Annotated in this window: 18 protein-coding genes and 1 pseudogene; 6 read left to right on the top strand and 13 right to left on the bottom strand. The window is 41.8% G+C overall.

The genetic code is table 11. The annotated features are described in order from the left end of the window. Nucleotides 1–152 precede the first annotated feature (152 nt). Nucleotides 153–515, bottom strand: a complete 363-nt coding sequence (locus tag RV00_RS15160) for a hypothetical protein (RefSeq protein ID WP_211272404.1) — start codon at nt 513–515, stop codon at nt 153–155. 86 nt (nt 516–601) lie between these two features. After that, nucleotides 602–982: a CvfD/Ygs/GSP13 family RNA-binding post-transcriptional regulator gene (locus RV00_RS15165; protein ID WP_071863399.1), complete on the bottom strand. Its 381-nt coding sequence runs from the start codon at nt 980–982 to the stop codon at nt 602–604. 78 nt (nt 983–1,060) lie between these two features. Here RV00_RS15165 and RV00_RS15170 point away from each other — a divergent pair, with 78 nt between their 5' ends. Next, on the top strand, nt 1,061–2,227 hold the full coding sequence (locus RV00_RS15170; protein WP_071863400.1) for a MalY/PatB family protein: 1,167 nt from the start codon (nt 1,061–1,063) through the stop codon (nt 2,225–2,227). A gap of 27 nt (nt 2,228–2,254) precedes the next feature. On the opposite strand, the gene RV00_RS15175 is transcribed toward RV00_RS15170, so the two are convergent. Then, nucleotides 2,255–2,842: a peptidylprolyl isomerase gene (locus RV00_RS15175; RefSeq protein WP_071863401.1), complete on the bottom strand. Its 588-nt coding sequence runs from the start codon at nt 2,840–2,842 to the stop codon at nt 2,255–2,257. Nucleotides 2,843–2,972: 130 nt separating this feature from the next. On the opposite strand from RV00_RS15175, the gene RV00_RS15180 reads away from it, so the two are divergent. Both RV00_RS15180 and RV00_RS15185 read left to right on the top strand, forming a co-directional pair. Beyond that, nucleotides 2,973–3,962: an NAD(P)/FAD-dependent oxidoreductase gene (locus RV00_RS15180; protein WP_071863402.1), complete on the top strand. Its 990-nt coding sequence runs from the start codon at nt 2,973–2,975 to the stop codon at nt 3,960–3,962. A 112-nt stretch (nt 3,963–4,074) separates the two neighbouring features. Continuing rightward, nucleotides 4,075–4,584 (top strand): phosphatidylglycerophosphatase A family protein, encoded by a 510-nt coding sequence (locus RV00_RS15185; protein ID WP_071863403.1) that lies wholly within the window; start codon nt 4,075–4,077, stop codon nt 4,582–4,584. A 19-nt stretch (nt 4,585–4,603) separates the two neighbouring features. Here RV00_RS15185 and RV00_RS15190 read toward each other — a convergent pair whose 3' ends face one another. From RV00_RS15190 to RV00_RS15205, 4 genes are read right to left on the bottom strand one after another with little or no spacing between them, the layout of a single operon-like run. Continuing rightward, nucleotides 4,604–5,239 (bottom strand): TIGR01906 family membrane protein, encoded by a 636-nt coding sequence (locus RV00_RS15190; protein WP_071863404.1) that lies wholly within the window; start codon nt 5,237–5,239, stop codon nt 4,604–4,606. Further along, the gene (locus RV00_RS15195; protein WP_071863405.1) at nt 5,232–5,999 is read right to left on the bottom strand and encodes a TIGR01457 family HAD-type hydrolase; all 768 of its coding nucleotides are present in this window, start codon (nt 5,997–5,999) and stop codon (nt 5,232–5,234) included. The genes RV00_RS15190 and RV00_RS15195 overlap by 8 nt, the downstream gene beginning before the upstream one ends. Nucleotides 6,000–6,003: 4 nt before the next feature. Continuing rightward, nucleotides 6,004–6,624, bottom strand: coding sequence for a YutD family protein (locus RV00_RS15200; RefSeq protein WP_071863406.1), 621 nt, complete (start codon nt 6,622–6,624; stop codon nt 6,004–6,006). 34 nt (nt 6,625–6,658) lie between these two features. Beyond that, nucleotides 6,659–8,038 carry a bifunctional metallophosphatase/5'-nucleotidase gene (locus RV00_RS15205; RefSeq protein WP_071863407.1) on the bottom strand — a complete coding sequence of 460 codons (1,380 nt, stop codon included), beginning with the start codon at nt 8,036–8,038 and terminating at the stop codon, nt 6,659–6,661. Nucleotides 8,039–8,181: 143 nt separating this feature from the next. Here RV00_RS15205 and RV00_RS15210 point away from each other — a divergent pair, with 143 nt between their 5' ends. Then, entirely contained in the window at nt 8,182–8,661 is a 480-nt protein-coding gene (locus RV00_RS15210; protein ID WP_071863408.1) for a methylated-DNA--[protein]-cysteine S-methyltransferase, read from the top strand. A 100-nt stretch (nt 8,662–8,761) separates the two neighbouring features. Here the strand turns inward: RV00_RS15210 and RV00_RS15215 are convergent, their stop codons facing one another. The 5 genes from RV00_RS15215 to licT form a co-directional block, all read right to left on the bottom strand. Then, nucleotides 8,762–9,256, bottom strand: a complete 495-nt coding sequence (locus tag RV00_RS15215; protein WP_071863409.1) for an LURP-one-related/scramblase family protein — start codon at nt 9,254–9,256, stop codon at nt 8,762–8,764. Nucleotides 9,257–9,267: 11 nt separating this feature from the next. Next, nucleotides 9,268–10,137 carry an SPFH domain-containing protein gene (locus tag RV00_RS15220; protein WP_071863410.1) on the bottom strand — a complete coding sequence of 290 codons (870 nt, stop codon included), beginning with the start codon at nt 10,135–10,137 and terminating at the stop codon, nt 9,268–9,270. Nucleotides 10,138–10,263: 126 nt separating this feature from the next. Continuing rightward, entirely contained in the window at nt 10,264–11,709 is a 1,446-nt protein-coding gene (locus tag RV00_RS15225; protein ID WP_071863411.1) for a glycoside hydrolase family 1 protein, read from the bottom strand. Nucleotides 11,710–11,737: 28 nt separating this feature from the next. After that, a complete protein-coding gene (locus tag RV00_RS15230; protein ID WP_071863416.1) occupies nt 11,738–13,561 on the bottom strand; it encodes a beta-glucoside-specific PTS transporter subunit IIABC in 1,824 nt (607 codons plus the stop codon). A gap of 118 nt (nt 13,562–13,679) precedes the next feature. Continuing rightward, the gene (gene licT / locus RV00_RS15235; RefSeq protein WP_071863412.1) at nt 13,680–14,528 is read right to left on the bottom strand and encodes a BglG family transcription antiterminator LicT; all 849 of its coding nucleotides are present in this window, start codon (nt 14,526–14,528) and stop codon (nt 13,680–13,682) included. Between the two features lie 642 nt (nt 14,529–15,170). Here licT and acrIIA3 point away from each other — a divergent pair. Together acrIIA3 and RV00_RS16735 are read left to right on the top strand one after the other, a co-directional pair. Further along, nucleotides 15,171–15,536 carry an anti-CRISPR protein AcrIIA3 gene (acrIIA3, locus tag RV00_RS15240; RefSeq protein ID WP_071863413.1) on the top strand — a complete coding sequence of 122 codons (366 nt, stop codon included), beginning with the start codon at nt 15,171–15,173 and terminating at the stop codon, nt 15,534–15,536. 18 nt (nt 15,537–15,554) lie between these two features. After that, nucleotides 15,555–16,001, top strand: coding sequence for a hypothetical protein (locus RV00_RS16735; RefSeq protein WP_071863414.1), 447 nt, complete (start codon nt 15,555–15,557; stop codon nt 15,999–16,001). A gap of 564 nt (nt 16,002–16,565) precedes the next feature. Here the strand turns inward: RV00_RS16735 and RV00_RS16740 are convergent. After that, nucleotides 16,566–17,135, bottom strand: a pseudogene (locus RV00_RS16740) (N-acetylmuramoyl-L-alanine amidase); the annotation flags it as partial. Nucleotides 17,136–17,144: the final 9 nt, after the last annotated feature.

The raw sequence follows: 17,144 nt of genomic DNA on the forward strand, positions 1-17,144 counted from the left end.
ACAACTTTTTTTAATTAATTTAAATTTCAAAAGTCATTGTTCGGCTTTACTGCCTCGACAACGTTACTTAATTTACCACTTAATTTAATATAGGTCAACTATTTTTTTCAAAAAAAAAAGAACTTATTTTATAAGTTCTTTTTAGCTGATCATTATTCAAATAATGGTACGCCCTCTATTTCTATTGTTCCGAGTATTTCTCTGACACTATCCGGTGTCTCCCAAGCAAAATCTTTAGGCAATTCGGTAGCTTCTTCGCTCGTCATTTCAAAAACATAGAGAGGCATGTTGGCGCCGTTTGATTGCGTGTTCGTCAATTCTACTAAGCGGATGCGATTGACATCAATATGTAAATTACTTTTCAAAAAATTCAAAAAACTGGCTAATACAGTTGTTTCCGTTTGGGTATCAGTGCGAGCAAATTCTTTACTACTTTCGGTTTCGTGAACTAAAAAACGTTTCGATCCATCTTCTAAATGCAACATGATTGTTCCTGATACTTGTTTCGTCACAATTTTCACCTCTACATTAGCTACTCATAAATCGACCTCATTGTACCACGCTTTCAGAAAAAAAGAAATTCTTTGCATAAAATCATTTATTATTTTTCATTGCTTTCTTTCAGTAAATAATCAATTGCTTCGCTAATCCAAATCGGCATATTTTTTTCAAGTGAACGAAAACCAATATTTTTATTTCGATTCGTAAAGTAACGTTTCCGATGATAGGCCGTTTCCACGGGATGCTCCGTTAAGGTCCGTAAAGAAAGACTAATTTTTTTGGTATATTCATCGATATCGATGATCTGAACCTTGACCTTCTGCCCAACTTCTAAAAAGTTGTGAATGTTTTTCGTATAACCTGATTGTACTTCTGATACGTGAATCAACCCTTGCGTTTGATCGTCCAATGAAATAAACGCTCCATAAGGTTGAATTCCAGTCACGCGACCTTCAATAATATTTCCAATTTTATATCCCATTCATTTCCCTCTTTTCGCAAGAATCATTATACTGTATTTAGGGAATAAATAGAAGTTAATCAACAAGGGGGAAGGAATTTGACTGATTTTAATGAACCGATTAATCGGATTGGAACCAACAGTATAAAGTGGGACACGATTTTAAAAACGTATAATGAAGAGGAGCTCCTACCTCTGTGGATCGCCGATATGGATTTCAAAGCGCCACACGGTGTTTTAAAAGCCTATCAAGACGTCATAAACCATGGAGTGATCGGCTATGCAGATACTCCGGAGAGTTTGTACGAAAGTATTATTGATTGGGAACAGCGGCATCATCAACTTACTGTTGAAAAAAGTGAGATACTGTTTTTCTCTGGTGTGTTAGCTGGGATCACGACCGCGCTTCAAGCGTTGACAGAACCAAACGATGCCATCTTGATCCATGATCCCGTTTATCCGCCATTTGCCAATATCATCACAACGAACCGACGCAAATTGATTCGTAGTCGTTTAATTGAAGAAGACGGCCATTTCATAATGGACCTTGCTGACATCGAGGAAAAATTTAAACATGAAAAGATCAAGCTGATGATTTTATGCAATCCTCACAATCCTGGCGGACGCGTTTGGACTAAAAATGAGTTAAACCAACTAGGCGAGCTTTGTAAAAAATACGGTGTCCTCGTCTTGAGCGATGAGATTCATCAAGATTTGGTGTTTGCGCCTCATGAGATGACTTCTTTTTTTGCTGCGGGGGATTCTTTCAGCGACTTTAGTGTTCAATTTACTTCCATGACTAAGACGTTCAATTTGGCTGGAATCAAAAATTCCATCGTCTTCGTAAAAAACGAGCGGTTGAAAAAACAATTGACTCGCAAGCAAGAAGAAAACTTCCAACAAGAAATCAATACCTTTGGTTTAGCGGGAATGGAAGCCGCTTATCGAACAGGAGATACTTGGTTGAAAGAACTATTAGACTATCTTCAAGGCAATGTTGCTTATACGCTGGACTTTTTCCAAAATCATTTGCCCAAAGCAGCAATCATGAAACCAGAAGGAACCTATCTATTGTGGGTGGATTTTTCTGACTACGGTTTTTCTGATGAGGAATTGGAGAATTTATTGGTTCATAAAGGCAAAGTCGTGCTAAACACGGGAGTAAGCTACGGTCCTAGTGGCAAACAGCATATGCGTTTGAATGTCGCTTGTCCGCGAAAAACGCTTGAAGAAGGACTGCAACGCATCGTTACCGCCTTAAATTAAAAAAATACGGCCAACTGGCCGTATTTTTTATTCAGTAATTTCGATTGATTCAATCACAATATCATTGACTGGTTTATCTTGTGGCCCGCGTTTAGCAGCACCAATATTATCGACTACATCCATACCTTCTACTACGTGTCCGAAGACTGTATGACGAAAATCTAACCAAGGTGTCCCACCTTGTTTGTATGTTTCAACGATTTCACCCGGGAAGCCCGCTTCTTCTAATTGAGTCATCATGTTGGCTGGCACATTTTGATTGTTTACAATAAAGAATTGGCTGCCGTTTGTATTTGGACCAGCATTGGCCATTGATAAGGCACCGCGTAAGTTAAATAAGTTGCGCGAGAATTCATCTTCGAATTTTTCACCGTAAATACTTTCCCCTCCCATACCTGTACCGGTTGGGTCTCCGCCTTGAATCATGAAATCAGGAATTACGCGGTGGAAAATCACGCCGTCATAATAGCCTTTTTTGGCTAACTCAACGAAGTTTTTCACCGTTTTTGGTGCTTCTTCTGGGAATAATTGAACTTTGATATCCCCCATATTTGTTTTAATCGTCGCTTTCGGACCTTTTTCTTCTGCTAAGTTTAATTGTGGAAATTGAGTCACTTCAATGTCCTCCTTTATTTTTGCTGTATCTATCATAACAAACTTTTCTTGATTTGCCACCTCTTGAAACTAAGCGGTTCTTTCTCTTTGATTTATTTGTTACAATTGATCGGAAAGAAAGGGTGTTGACATGGAAATTTATGATATTACAATCGTTGGCGCAGGGCCAATCGGAATGTTTGCTGCTTTTTATGCTGGGATTCGTCAAGCAAAAACTAAATTAATCGATAGTTTGCCGCAACTTGGCGGCCAATTGACGACCCTTTATCCTGAAAAAAATATCTACGACATCCCCGGCTTTCCATTAGTCAAAGCCGCGGATTTAGTTGGCAACTTAGAAAAACAATTACGGACTTTTGCTCACACTTATTGTTTAGACGAGGAAGTCTTGGAATTAAAACAACACGAGGACTATTTAGAATTGGTTACCACAAAAGATAGCCACTACACGAAAGCTGTAGTATTAGCGATTGGTAATGGTTCTTTCCAACCACGAAAATTAATGATCGACGGCGCTGAAGCTTACGAAGATCACGGTATCGACTACTACATTACCGACTTGATGAAATATGCCGGAAAAAAAGTTGCGATTGCCGGCGGCGGCGATTCAGCGATTGACTGGGCATTGATGCTAGAACCGATTGCAGCAGAGGTCTCCATCATTCATCGGCGGGATAATTTCCGTGGTCACGAACACAGCGTCCAGCAATTAAAAGAGTCCTCGGTGAATATTTACACACCGTATATTTTAAAAGAACTACATGGGGAACAAAATTTGGAGGATCTGACTTTACAAAAAGCGAAAAGTGATGAGACAATTAACTTAAACATCGATTACTTGATCGTCAATTATGGTTTCTCTTCCTCTTTGGATCATTTAAAATCTTGGGGCTTAGAAAGTACCCGGCAAGCAATCTTAGTTGAGTCAGATATGCGAACCTCGATTCCTGGCGTTTACGCTTGCGGGGACATCACTACTTATGATGGAAAAGTAAAATTGATTGCGACTGGTATGGGCGAAGCTCCTACGGCTGTTAACAATGCCTTGCATTATATCGACCCTAAAAACCGGACACAGCCAGGTCATAGCTCAAGTCTCTTTCCACAGAATCAAGGCTGATCCAATCATTTTTAGAGTGTTCCGATACAAAAAACTATACGGCTTGAGAATCAAATTTATTTTTCCTGAACTCGGAGAAATAAATACTTTAATACGAAAAAGGAGGCAGCTTATGGTTTTTGAAACGACAGCGCTGGAGCAAAAGGCGCGGGAACTATTGGAAGAGCGTGGCGTGACGATTCGCGACATCGCTGATTTGGTGTACTTTTTACAAAAGGATTATATTGATAAATTGGATATCGAATTATGTATTCACAGTGTCAATCGTGTATTGACCAAAAGAGAAGTTCACAACGCGATTATTACTGGTATCCAACTGGATAAATTAGCGGAAGAAAAAAAACTGGACTCGCCTTTACAAGATATTTTGGAAGAGGATGAAGGTCTGTATGGGATCGACGAGATCATGGCCCTTTCCATCGTAAATGTCTACGGCTCTATCGGCTTTACCAATTATGGCTATATTGACAAGGTTAAGCCCGGGATCTTAGAAAAATTAAACGCTCACGACGGTGTCCATGTCCATACTTTTTTAGATGATCTTGTAGGTGCGATTGCGGCATCTGCCGCTAGTCGTTTGGCTCATGAACATCCTCGGAAATTAGATTCGATCGTACATTAAAGAGCATTAAAAAAAGAGCTTAACGCTCTTTTTTTAATGCTCTTTTGCCAATAATAACCGGTAAAAGCAAAAATATTTCTAATAAAATGAAAAACAGAATAAAGCAATGGAGGAAAAAAGTCTCCGGTAAGACATTGATGATCGGGTCAGTCGCAGGATTAAAAATCCATGCGTCATTATTGAAAAAGACACCATGAAACATGATAAAAAAGCGGTCAAAGTTTACTGCCATCAAAAAGGCCACCACGATCGGAACAACTACCGCGATCCGAAACGGTTGGATCAACTCCCATAAGCGGTGCTGCTTCACCAACCGACGTAGATACCAAATGCTGGGGCCAATGGTCACGATCAACAAACCATAATTCAGTAAAAAGAGCTTCTTCACTTCATAAAAATGCAAGGCACCACTAGTTGACACGGGGAAATCCGTCATTTTTAATTCCGTGACCCAAGGTGTGTTCAAATAACGCATCAGCTGATCGAAATTATGCAGCAATTCCTTTTCTGATAGAATGGTCATATCCAATAAATTCAAATGACCAATGTCCCATTGGTAAAGCCAACGAGCATTGATCGTCAGGGTGATGGCTAATGTCAGCAAGGTCACGAATAAACAAATCAGTCCGAGAACTTCCAACCACTTCTTATTCATCGAAGCCCCATTCATCTAATGAATCCACTACGTAGGTCGGCGCAATTGGCAGTGTTGGAACTTCTGCTTTTTGAGTAAAGCCCGACAAGACCAGCAGCGAATCGATTTGATTATTGATTCCTGCCATAATATCCGTCGTGTAATTGTCCCCTACCATAATCACCTCTGATTTTTTCAGACCTAGAATTTCCACGGCTTTATCCATAATGATCGCTTCTGGCTTACCAATGTAGATCGCCTTTTGCTGCGTTGCCGCTTCAACCAAGGCAATCACCGAACCAGCTCCTGGTAGCAACCCCCGTTCGGTTGGAATATTTTTGTCGGGATTCGTGCCGATGAAGGTCGCGCCTTTTTGAATCGCCAAGGTTGCCGTCACAAATTTCTCGTAGGTCACTTGCGTATCCAAGCCTACTACCACATAATCAGGGTTCTCTTCTTCCCAAACGTAACCCGCAGCTAAGATCGGATCAATCAGTCCTGGCTCACCAATTACGAATACTTTTTTGCCTTTAGCCAGTGCATCCATGTAATCAGTCGTCGCCAATGTCGCCGTATAAACGGTTTCTGGACTGACATGGATCGAAAATTCATTTTCTAAGCGAGCCGCCACAGTCGCCGGCGTCTTCGTTGTATTGTTGGTTAAAAATATAAATGGAATCTGACGCGCCTGTAATTGTTCAACAAAGCGACGTCCCGCAGGAATCGGTTCACTGCCACGATAAATCGTTCCATCTAAATCGATCAAATATCCTTTGTACATCCCACTACTCTTCTCTTTGACGAATCACGAAGCGTTCGTCTTTTTCTTTTGTCTTGGTTGGTGTTTCTTTTTTCGGCTGACGGTTTTTGATCACAGGTTTCTTTCGCTGCTTCTCAGCTACCGGCGCCTTCTTTTCCTCTACAAATGCTTGCGGCTTGTCTTTCCGTTTGCGCTTGCGCTTTTTACGGGGTTGCTGGCGTTTCCCGCCAGTTCGTTCCAACACAAAATAAGCACAGCCGAAATTGCAATACTCATAGAGATAATCTTCTAACGTGTCGATGCGTTGTTCTGGCAGACTTTTACGATTGTCCTCGTTAAAAAAACCCTTCAACCGTAATTGGTCATAGCCCCAATCACCAACAATATAATCATAACGCGTTAAGACCTCACTAAAGCGTTCACCTAAACGATCGGCATCAAAGCCTTCACGATAATTTCTAACTAAGCGATATTGGCGTTCGCCAATTAAAAGGTTGCTCTCATCTACAAAAACGACGGACTCGCCTTTTTTCTTTTCTTCAGCGGGCGTCTCAACGATTTCATCTAAGACTTCTGTCAGTTCTTGTGTAACTGATTTTTCAGCCGTTTTCGTATTTTCTTTTTTGTCGCGTTTTTCTTTTGTCATCGTTTCACCACCTGATTGTTATTATACCTTGTTTTTATTTGGTTGGGTAGTGAGTGTGGAGATAGTCTCCCAAAACACTGCGGATAAAAGCCGGGAACAAAAACTCATAGCGCCCAGCGATCTCGATCGTCGGGAAAAACGGCACAAACATATAATGATCCACCGTTGCCAACGTATATTCCGACTCCGGATCTACCAATTCTCCCAGCCAGCGAACTTGATGATTGATCGCGTCGTATTCGATTCCATCATAAACCAAATGACCAAAGACTTTACCGCGAAAGCCCATCCCCATCACAGGAAAATTAATCAAAAAATGACGATTTTTTTCCATTTCTAAAATCAAGCGAATCAAATTATTCCCATCTAACGTGACTTTGATCAAATGCATGGGGTGCGGCAAAGCGGTGTGCAACTGATCTTGATTAACAATCCCCGCTGGAATATCGGTTAAAAATAAGCCTGAATTTAAAATCGCAACATCAGTTTCGGCCGCTTCCTTCACCGCTGCCAATGCGTAGTCAATCATCGGGTGCTCATCGTGAATATCAGTTGACATCGAAAAAGGAACCTCTGCGACTGTCTTAGCCGTCAGTAACTTGTGTCCAGTTGCCAGATAGCTTGCAATCTCCTCTTGATCCTCCGGCAATTCCAACATTTTTTCGGTGGCAAAGGTACGGGCCGACGTTTTTTGGATGCGACGCTCGTCATCAACAGTCACGTGAACTTCGCCAACATAATAGCCATATTTTCCAGCCGCCGCCAATTGAACGCCGTTGACCATTTCCCCATGCTCAAATAAATGATGAGTATGGGAACCCAGAATCACATCGATGGTGGGAAGTTCGCGAGCGATCCGGCGATCGGCACTGATCCCTAAATGACTCATTAGAACGAGCACATCGACTTTGGGCCGAATGTCCGCCACCAAGTCCGGTAAAATGTCCATTACTTGACGGATATCCCAGCCGTTAGGACTATACGTCAATGGAAATGGCGCAGTAAACGCTAGTAAGCCGACCTTCGTTCCTTGCTCAGTCGTAATGACCTTGCATGTTTGCGACCAAGCGGGAGGCTGAAGCGTCTTTTTATCGAATAAATTGTCTAACAAAACATCAAAGTTCGCTTGATCATACAACTGATTCAACTCCGCTTTAGAATTGCCGACACCTTCATTGTTGCCGATCGTCGCCGCGTCATAATTGATTTGATTCATTAGTTCTACATTGGCTTGCCCATTGGTTGCTTCGGTCAGTGGATGCCAACGATCCACAAAATCCCCCAAATCCACGGTAATGATTTTTTTCTCAGCTGCTTCCTCTTGTTTACGGTTCAAAAGAAAACGCCGAATCTTCGGCCAATTTTCCAAATGGGAATGGAGATCGTTGGTATGTAAAAGAATAATTTTTTCCATTATTCTACCTCTTTTCAACTCTTCTAGTTGCATCTATAGTAACATATAGCTGAAAAAAGGCTGAAGGAACACCTTCGCCAGCAATCCTGAAAAAACTAAACTTAATACATCCATTTTTATTTTGAAAGAAAGCAGGTGAAACAATGCAATTTGAATCTATTCTTGGAACGATTTGGCTAGACGCCAATTCGGAGGCTCTAACTCGCGTTTCTTATACGCCACTCATTGAAAATCCTTTGGCGAACCAAACAATCCTAGCACTGACCCAAAGTCAGTTAGAAGAATATTTTGCTGGTAAGCGTACAACCTTTGATCTTCCCTATCAGTTTGAATCCGGCACTCCCTTCCAACAAGAGGTTTGGCAGGCCCTAACCGAGATTCCGTATGGCGAGACTTGCAGTTATCAAGCGGTCGCCGAAAAAATCCAGCGACCGAAAGCCGTCCGTGCCATTGGACAAGCCAACCGCAACAACCCGTTGCCGATCCTTGTTCCTTGCCATCGGGTCATTGGAAAAAGCGGTAAGCTAGTAGGGTACTCTGGCTCTAGCGAAGCCGGACTACAGATCAAAGAACAATTACTCACAATTGAAAGCCCCACGATGAAAGAGATGACGCTTTTTTAATCGGATCGCTTCCTTAATCAAAACACTCGTTTTTTACATACCACTAAAGGCTTGTATAAAACAACAAGACCGCGGCTGCTTACGCAACTGCGGTCTTGTTTTAACTTGAAGAGGAAGATGACGCTGCTTCATCGGCTTTGACACAATCAATCGCGATCACTAATGAAATAATCAGCTCTTCCAGCGCTTCGTTAAAAATCGAGATCTCATAAGTATCCCCCCAAGAGATCCAGCGTTTATTGATTTCCGCTACTTTCTGTCCATGCTGCGAAACTTCAAAATCCATGTCCCACCAGTTGCCGTCAACGGTTAATCCTTCAGCCGAAATTGAGTATTTAGCCTTTAAGAAAGACAGATGCTTACTGATCTCAATGGCTTCTTTCCCGTTCATCTCAACAAAGAATTTCGGTAGTAGACTGATGACTTTCTTCGTAATCTTACTGATCTCACGACCTTGTTCATCCTCAATTGTGAAGGTCTTAGGAATCTTTAAAAAACTTCCCTTCACGTAATAACGGGGCTCCTGATTCTCATCCATCACCGTATATTTTTCACCGATACTAAAGACTTTTTGCTTGATATATAATTTTTTCATCAGGCTTCCTCCTACTTATCTGACAGATCGCCAGTATTGATAACTGGTTGGGTTCCTTTGTCGGTAATGATAGAAACCAATAAATTATTGATCAGTTGGACTTTGCGATCATCGGTAAAATGAATTTCTTGCCCATTTTCGATTTGTTCCAAGGCCATTTGCGTCATGGTAACTGCCCCTTCAACAATGGTCTGCCGCGCAGATAAGATCGCCTTCGCCTGTTGCCGTTGCAACATCGCGTTTGCAATCTCTGTCGCATAGGCCAAATGATTCAGCCGTGTCTCAATCACTTCCACACCTGCCATTGCCAAGCGTTCTTGCAGTTCTTTGGCTAACTCTTCCGAAACCTCGGTGGTATTCCCCCGCAAGGTCAAATCATCGTCGTTAAAAGTATCATAAGGATATTGTGTTGCGATGTGCCGAATCGCCGTCTCACTTTGGATCTCGACAAAATCCAAATAATAATCCACATCGAACATCGCCTTCGCCGTATCCACCACTCGATAAACGATGACGGCGGAGATTTCAATCGGATTTCCATCCGAATCGTTGACCTTCAACAAAGAGCTGTTGAAATTGCGAACCTTCAATGAAATCGGAATTTTTCGTGTCAGCGGTGTCGTGATAAATAAGCCGTTTGATTTGATGGTTCCTAAATACTTTCCAAAAAACAGCACTGCCATCGCTTTATTTGGTGCTACGATCGTCAATGAGCTTAAAAACAACAGCGCAATCACCCATAAAACAATCCCTAGAACAAAAAACGCGGTGTTCCATGTGTGACTCCCGCTTAAAATCAGCCCCGTCCCTGCTAAAAGAAGTGCGAGCAGCCCCACTAAACCGATATAGCCGTTTATATGAAATGCTTGTTTTTCCTTCATCCTGCCACCTCCGAAATAGAATACATTCAGTTTACTCCTAATCGCAAGCGGCTTCAATTGATTGATATAAATTGAAAAAAACAAAGAAAGACAGGGACGCCCTGCTCTTTCTTTGTTTCATTTTGCTTACTCTACCGATTGAAGAACTTCTTTACGACTAGCTAAGTTCTCACCATTGGTGGCAATGACTTGTTTGTACCAATCAAAGCTATCCTTTTTACTACGCTTCAAGCTGCCGGCACCTACATCATCTTTATCGACATAGATGAAGCCGTAGCGTTTCGCCATTTCCCCTGTTCCGCCGGAAACTAAATCGATACAGCCCCAGGACGTGTAGCCGATTAAATCAACACCGTCCTCCAACGCCTTATCCATTTCCTGAACGTGTTGACGCAAGTAGTCAATCCGATACTCGTCATGGATCGCCCCGTCTGCTTCCACTTCATCAACCGCGCCTAAGCCATTTTCCACCACCATCAATGGAATCTGATAGCGATCGTATAATTGATTCAAGGTATAACGCAATCCTACTGGATCGATCTGCCAGCCCCATTCGCTAGTTGCTAAATAAGGATTTTTCATACCGCCAAATAGATTTCCGCCGGTGCGGTCGCCATTTTCTGCTTCCGCGGCGATACACGTCGTCATGTAATACGAGAAGGTATAAAAATCAACCGTGCCCTCTTTAATTTCTTTTAGATCTTCTGGCGAGCGTTCTAACGTAATGCCGTGCTGGGTAAAATAGTTTTCCATGTAAAACGGGTATTCGCCCTTCACGTGAACATCGCCGCAGAACCAATTCAATTTTTGATTCATTTGCTGACAAGCTAAGACATCTGCCGGAGCACAAGTCAATGGATACATCGTGATATACGCCAGCATACAGCCAATCTGAAAGTCCGGATTGATCTGATGCCCCAATTTCACCGTCCGAGCGCTGGCTACAAACATATTATGCAATGCTTGATAACGGCGTTGCTCGTCATCTTTGCCATCAATGATCCCTAAAAGCGACCGGCCGCCAAACGGTAACGTTCCAAAGTTGATCTCATTGAAGGTCAGCCAATATTTGACTTTGTTTTTGTAACGGTTGAAAATCGTCTCCGCAAAATTCACATAAAAATCAATCGTGCGACGATCCGCAAAGCCATTGTACTTTTCACCGAGATGATACGGCAATTCAAAATGGCTAATGGTCACTAATGGCTCGATGCCGTGTTTGGCACACTCATCAAAAACACGATCGTAAAAAGCCAAGCCCGCTTCATTCGGCTCCGCGTCATCACCATTTGGAAAAATCCGTGACCAAGCAATACTTAAACGGAAGACTTTGAAGCCCATTTCCGCGAACAGCGCGATATCTTCTTTGTAATGATGGTAAAAGTCGATGCCGCTATGACTTGGATAATATTTATCAAGATCGATTTCTTTAGTAAATTCTCTTTGTTTGTGCAAGCTGCCTCCCATCATATGATCGGGGATACTAGCTCCCTTACCGTCAAGGTCCCAGGCTCCTTCACATTGATTGGCCGCCGTCGCGCCGCCCCATAAAAAATTAGTTGGAAATGTCATATTTTTCGTCCTCTCTCAATAAACCGAATTAGAATACCGCGGTCAGCAGATCATCTGCCACTGCGACTTGTTGATTGTTTGTTTCGATCACGTCTAAAATATCATGACTGTTGGTGATTACCACTGGTGTTTCCACAGAGTATCCGCGGCTAGTAATTAAATCAATATCAAAATCTAATAATGATTGACCCTTCGTTACCTTTTGATCTTTGACAACATGGGCTGTAAAACCTTCACCATCTAGTTGAACGGTATCCATGCCTACATGGATCAAAATTTGTAAGCCATTGTCGGCAGTAATCCCGACCGCATGGAGAGAAGGAAAGACCATTGTTACAACACCATCGACTGGCGAATACACTTTGCCTTCTTCTGGCAAGATCACGATCCCTTTGCCTAACGTTCCTAAAGAAAAGGCTTCGTCTTTAATTGATGATAAAGGCATTACTTTCCCTCTGATCGGTGCCACCACCGTATCCGTCAATGACGTACGCGCAGCTTCGGTATTTTCAACCGTTTCAGCTTCATCTTGATAGGTAAAGTAAGTGAATAAGAAGGTCGGGATCATTGAGATCGCTAAAGCGATGGCAAAATTAATCAGCGTGGTAGAAACCGGCATCGCTTCGTTGAAGTAGCCAGGAATTCCAAAGATACCTAGCCCTGCCATTTGATGCACCAACATGCCCTGCATTCCCATGAAGGAGCCAGCAAAGCCGGCGAAAATACACGCGGCTACAAAATATTTGATTCTCGGTAGCGTCACCCCGTAAATCGCCGGCTCCGTCACACCAAACCAGCCTGAGATCCAAGCAGGTAATGCCAAGTCTTTTAATTTTTTATTTTTCGTCTTCATCCAGATCGCCATAACCACAGCCGTTTGAGCATAACCTGCACCCGTCGCCAACGCAAAAATAGGTGTCGCCTGACCAGAAGCCAGCTGAACGATTCCAACCGCGACAAAGCCCATGTGTAAGCCAAAGACCACGATCACTTGCCACAGACTGCCCATTAAGAAACCGGCTAAGATCGGGCTGAAAGAATAAACCGCCATTACGCCGCCGACTAACAAATTAGAGAGCGCATTCATTGCTGGGCCAATCAAGACAAAGCCCAACGGTGCCGCAATGACAATCGTAAGCATCGGTACCATAAAGGTTTTAACGACATCTGGAATGATCTTCATTAACGGTTTATAGATCAATGACGCAAAAATCGTCGTGAACACCACCGGCATCACCGTGCTGGAATAGCTGACATTGATCGTGTGGCCTAAAATATCCAAATCGGTCCCTTGTAATGAGGGATACATCAAGAGCGCTCCGATTACCGCACCGACAAAAGGATCAATCTTTAATTTTTTCGCCGATGTATAGCCTAGGAAGACTGGGAAGAAATAAAACATCGCGTCCCCAGTTGCGTTCAATAATGTGTACAAGCCACTTTCCATGCTAATGATTCCAGTGAAGGCACACAAGGCTAAGATTCCCTTAATCATTCCGCTACCGATCAAGACCGCCAATACCGGACCCATCATCGCTGAGATAAAATCGACGACCATATTGCCAAAACTCTGTTTCTGCTTCGGCGCATCTGCTGGATTAAGCGTGCCGATCAAGGCGCAGACATCTTCATAGACTTCCGGCACATGATTACCGATCACGACTTGATATTGTCCGCCACTTTTCATTAACGTCACGACATCATCCATTTGTTTAATGGCTTCGTCATTGGCTTTACTTTCATCGTGGAGCTTAAAACGCAACCGGGTGACACAGTGGGTTAAGTCCCCGATATTTTCTTTTCCTCCGACATTTTCAACAATTTTTTTTGCTAAAGCTTCATATTTTCCCATTTTATTTTTCACCTTCCATTTCATAATATAAGAAGGTTTGGCCAACTTAATGTTACCATCCATTTATTCACACAAGCCGCTGTTTTTACTGTCCTCCTTCTTGAAGGCCTGTACTTAATTACCTGACTGCTGTTTTGGTTTTATAAACTAACCGCTGAACATGAATGATCAAATACGATTTTTCCTGTTCGCTTAAGGGATAGGCATACTTACTTTCAATCAGCCCTTCGATTCGCTTAATACAACCGGCGGCTCCCGGATACTTGTGCTGAATCAACTGACTCAATCCGTCATCTTCCTCATGATACAGCTCTCCTTGTAAGACCCGCTGCGAGAAAAATTTCAGATGGGTAATGAACCGATTATAGTAGACATCCTCTTTATCAAATTCCAAATTAAAATGGTATTTCACGATATTTGTGAGGTCTTGCATCAATTTGGTTACTTCAATCGTTTCCTTTAAATTATTTCCCATTCGGGCATTCACAAAATGAATCGCGATAAAGCCGGCTTCATCTTCAGGCAGTTCCACCCCGAAAGTTCGCTTGATCAGCGCTAACGCTTTTAAGCCCACAGAAAATTCCTGCGGATAAAAACGGCGAATGTCCCATAACATGACATTCGTTAAATGGATTCCCTCACCATGGCGCTGCAGAGTGGTATGAAGATGATCTGCCAACGAGATCGCCATACTTCCGCTTAATCGTTTTCCCAATAAATCATTCCCATACGTGACGATTTCCTCAGCCAGCTGCAAAACTTCTAAAGGAATTTCTGACAAGAGTTGCTGTAGCCGAACGTCGAGCTTGCCATTTTTCAACGTATAAACTTGATTTTCTGCGCTCTGAAGGACACTTTCGCCAGGGCGTTTCTTATACGCAATGCCCCGACCGCAAACAATGATCTGTTCACCGGACTCATCTAGCGCCAAGACTGCATTATTGTTCAGTACTTTTTCAATGACCATGTTTCCCCTCCATTAAAAAAACCTGTTTACAAATAAAGCATAACAAAAATATGCTCCACTTATAAACAGGTTTAGCTTGCTAAAAGCAATTACCATCCTGATAAATCACTTGTGTATATATATAATATAACTAATAGCAAAAACAATGTAAACCCTTTTATTAATATTATCCAAATTTTTATTAAAAAAAATTGAAGCAATGATGTTAGACCCACCATTGCTTCATAGCCAGATTTTAATGAATTTTTTTTGATACTGCAGACACAAAAAAACAGGCCCTCGCCTGTTGGTCCATGCTATTTAAATCAGACACATGCCGGATCCTACTTAGTTGGATTACTGCTAAACAAATGTTGCTAATTGTTGTCATATCAATGTTTTTCCGACATTTACGCAACGCTTTATTACTGATTATTTGACAACATTGGCAAACATTTGCCCCTTTTTTGCCCCTTTTTCACATAAATCCTAACCTGCGTACCTTCTATTTAACCCTGATCATTCGGGCTTTTTTATTTTGCCCTCCCCTTCTAAAAAACTTTCAATTTATACAAAGTTTATTGTAGTTTTCCATTGACAGTATACAAAGTATATTGTATACTATGTATATAGATAAGAGATAAACAAAAGGAGGAAACAACAATGTTTAACAAATCTGAAATTATGACGCAAGCTTGGAGCTGGTTCAAAAACGAAGACGTAGTATTAGCTGATATCGAATGGGTTTCTTATGAAGACAACGAAAAAACTTTTGGCGTTTGCTTAAAAGCCGCTTGGGCTAAAGCTAAAGAATATGCAGAAGAAGAAGAAGATTTTGTTAAAGCTGTTGCTTCTTCTGAAGAATTGAAAGCGTGGAACTGGGCTGAAAGAAAGTTAAACGTAAAATCTGACTTGACTGACGAAGCTAAATACAACGATATGTTAAACATCGACAAAGAATCATTCGGTTTATCCGTTTGGCAAAAAGCAATTAAAGCAGTTAGCTTATACTCTCGTACAGCTGCATAAAATTAGGAGGAATTTAAAATGGAAAAAACGTACATGGAAACGATTGCTAAATTATTTAACAGTAAATTGACAAGCTACAAAATTGCAAAGGATACTGGTTTGTCTACTCAACTCATTGATAATTATCGAACCGGAAAAAGTAAAATCGAAAATATGGCTCTGGGAAAAGCAGAGTTACTCGTGAAGTACGCGACTTCTATTCAAGTAGTCAGCGTTAGTAAAAGTCAATGGATAAACATTGTTGGATCTGCTAAAAATGCAGATGAAGCCAAAAAGCTTTTGAAACGCTATGTTTTCGGCTGGTCTAGTAAAGAATCTGCATTGCAAACTTTTAAACACGCTGTTTTAAAAAAAGATCAAATCAGCAGACAAGTTAAAGACGAAAAAGTTGAATTTGGAGAAAATCCCGATGAAATAATCCCGTGGTTAAAAAATATCACTGTCGATGATCTTGCTGATCGATAGAAAATCAGCGCTGAACAATCGAAAATGGAGACAAAAAAATAAGCCCCCTGCTTAATTGATTGCAGAGGGCTGTTTTAATTATTTCGCTACGGCATCTTGTTCTAGCAACCATTCCGCCGGTTTGTTCGAATGATATTTAATCAGATACTCGTTTTGGAGTTTACCACCAAAAATAAGTTGATTTACTTTTTGAACGGTGAAACGTTGTCCTTTAATTTTTGCTGGCGTAGCTCGATGATGTGAACTTGGACTAAAGTTAGTGCTGTGCTTAGCGACTTCGACCACTTGCGGATCAAAAGCATTTACAGCAGTGACATCAGTCGAGATGACCCATTCACGTTTTCCATGATACTCTACAAGATACTCATACTTAACACGATTGTCATAAGCAACAGGTACACGCTTAATGACAGTAAATGCCATATTGCGTGCCCCGCTTGGAATCAAACGGCCTTGACTCGAACGACCATAAGCTCGAGCTGATTCTTTGATGCGAACATACTTCACTTCTTTGTCTACATTACCGTTATCTGGCGGCGTAGGCTTGTTCGGCTGACCGTTCAACCCGTTCACAATATCATTAGCGAATTGAGCTTTGCTGATCCCCATTGAAGCCAAATAGCCGTACGGATCAGTATGATCGCCGCCAAAATTATTCGTCACCCATAAATGTGACTTCGCTCCATTAGTACCATAAACCGCATCTAATGTTTTGGGAATCCCGAATTGATTACATAAATCACGAATCAACTCGATATAGACTGCGTAGTTTTTCGCAAACAATACTTTGTCTGGCGTCGCTTGTAACTCAATTTGCGCTGGCGCATACGGATTTGCGTTTAAAGCGCCGTAGGAAACATAACCTGGCTCACCTACTTGATAAACGATGCCGTCACCCACAATATGACTGGTGTAAGCGTTTCGCCAGTTGCGCTTCATATAAGTGGCTTCATTGCGACCACTTGCGTTTGGATTAGCAGTATCATGAACGATAATGTAACGATTCTGCGCAAGCTGCGAACTTCCTTCGCCTGGCCCTAAGTTAAATTCATGGTTGACCGTATACGCAAATGATTGTGTTGGCAATAAAAAAAGAGCCATAAACAGGCTCAACAAAGCAATTTTCTTTTTCATTCTAGTCCT

The organism is Enterococcus devriesei, from assembly GCF_001885905.1.
In the GTDB taxonomy this organism is placed as follows: domain Bacteria; phylum Bacillota; class Bacilli; order Lactobacillales; family Enterococcaceae; genus Enterococcus_A; species Enterococcus_A devriesei.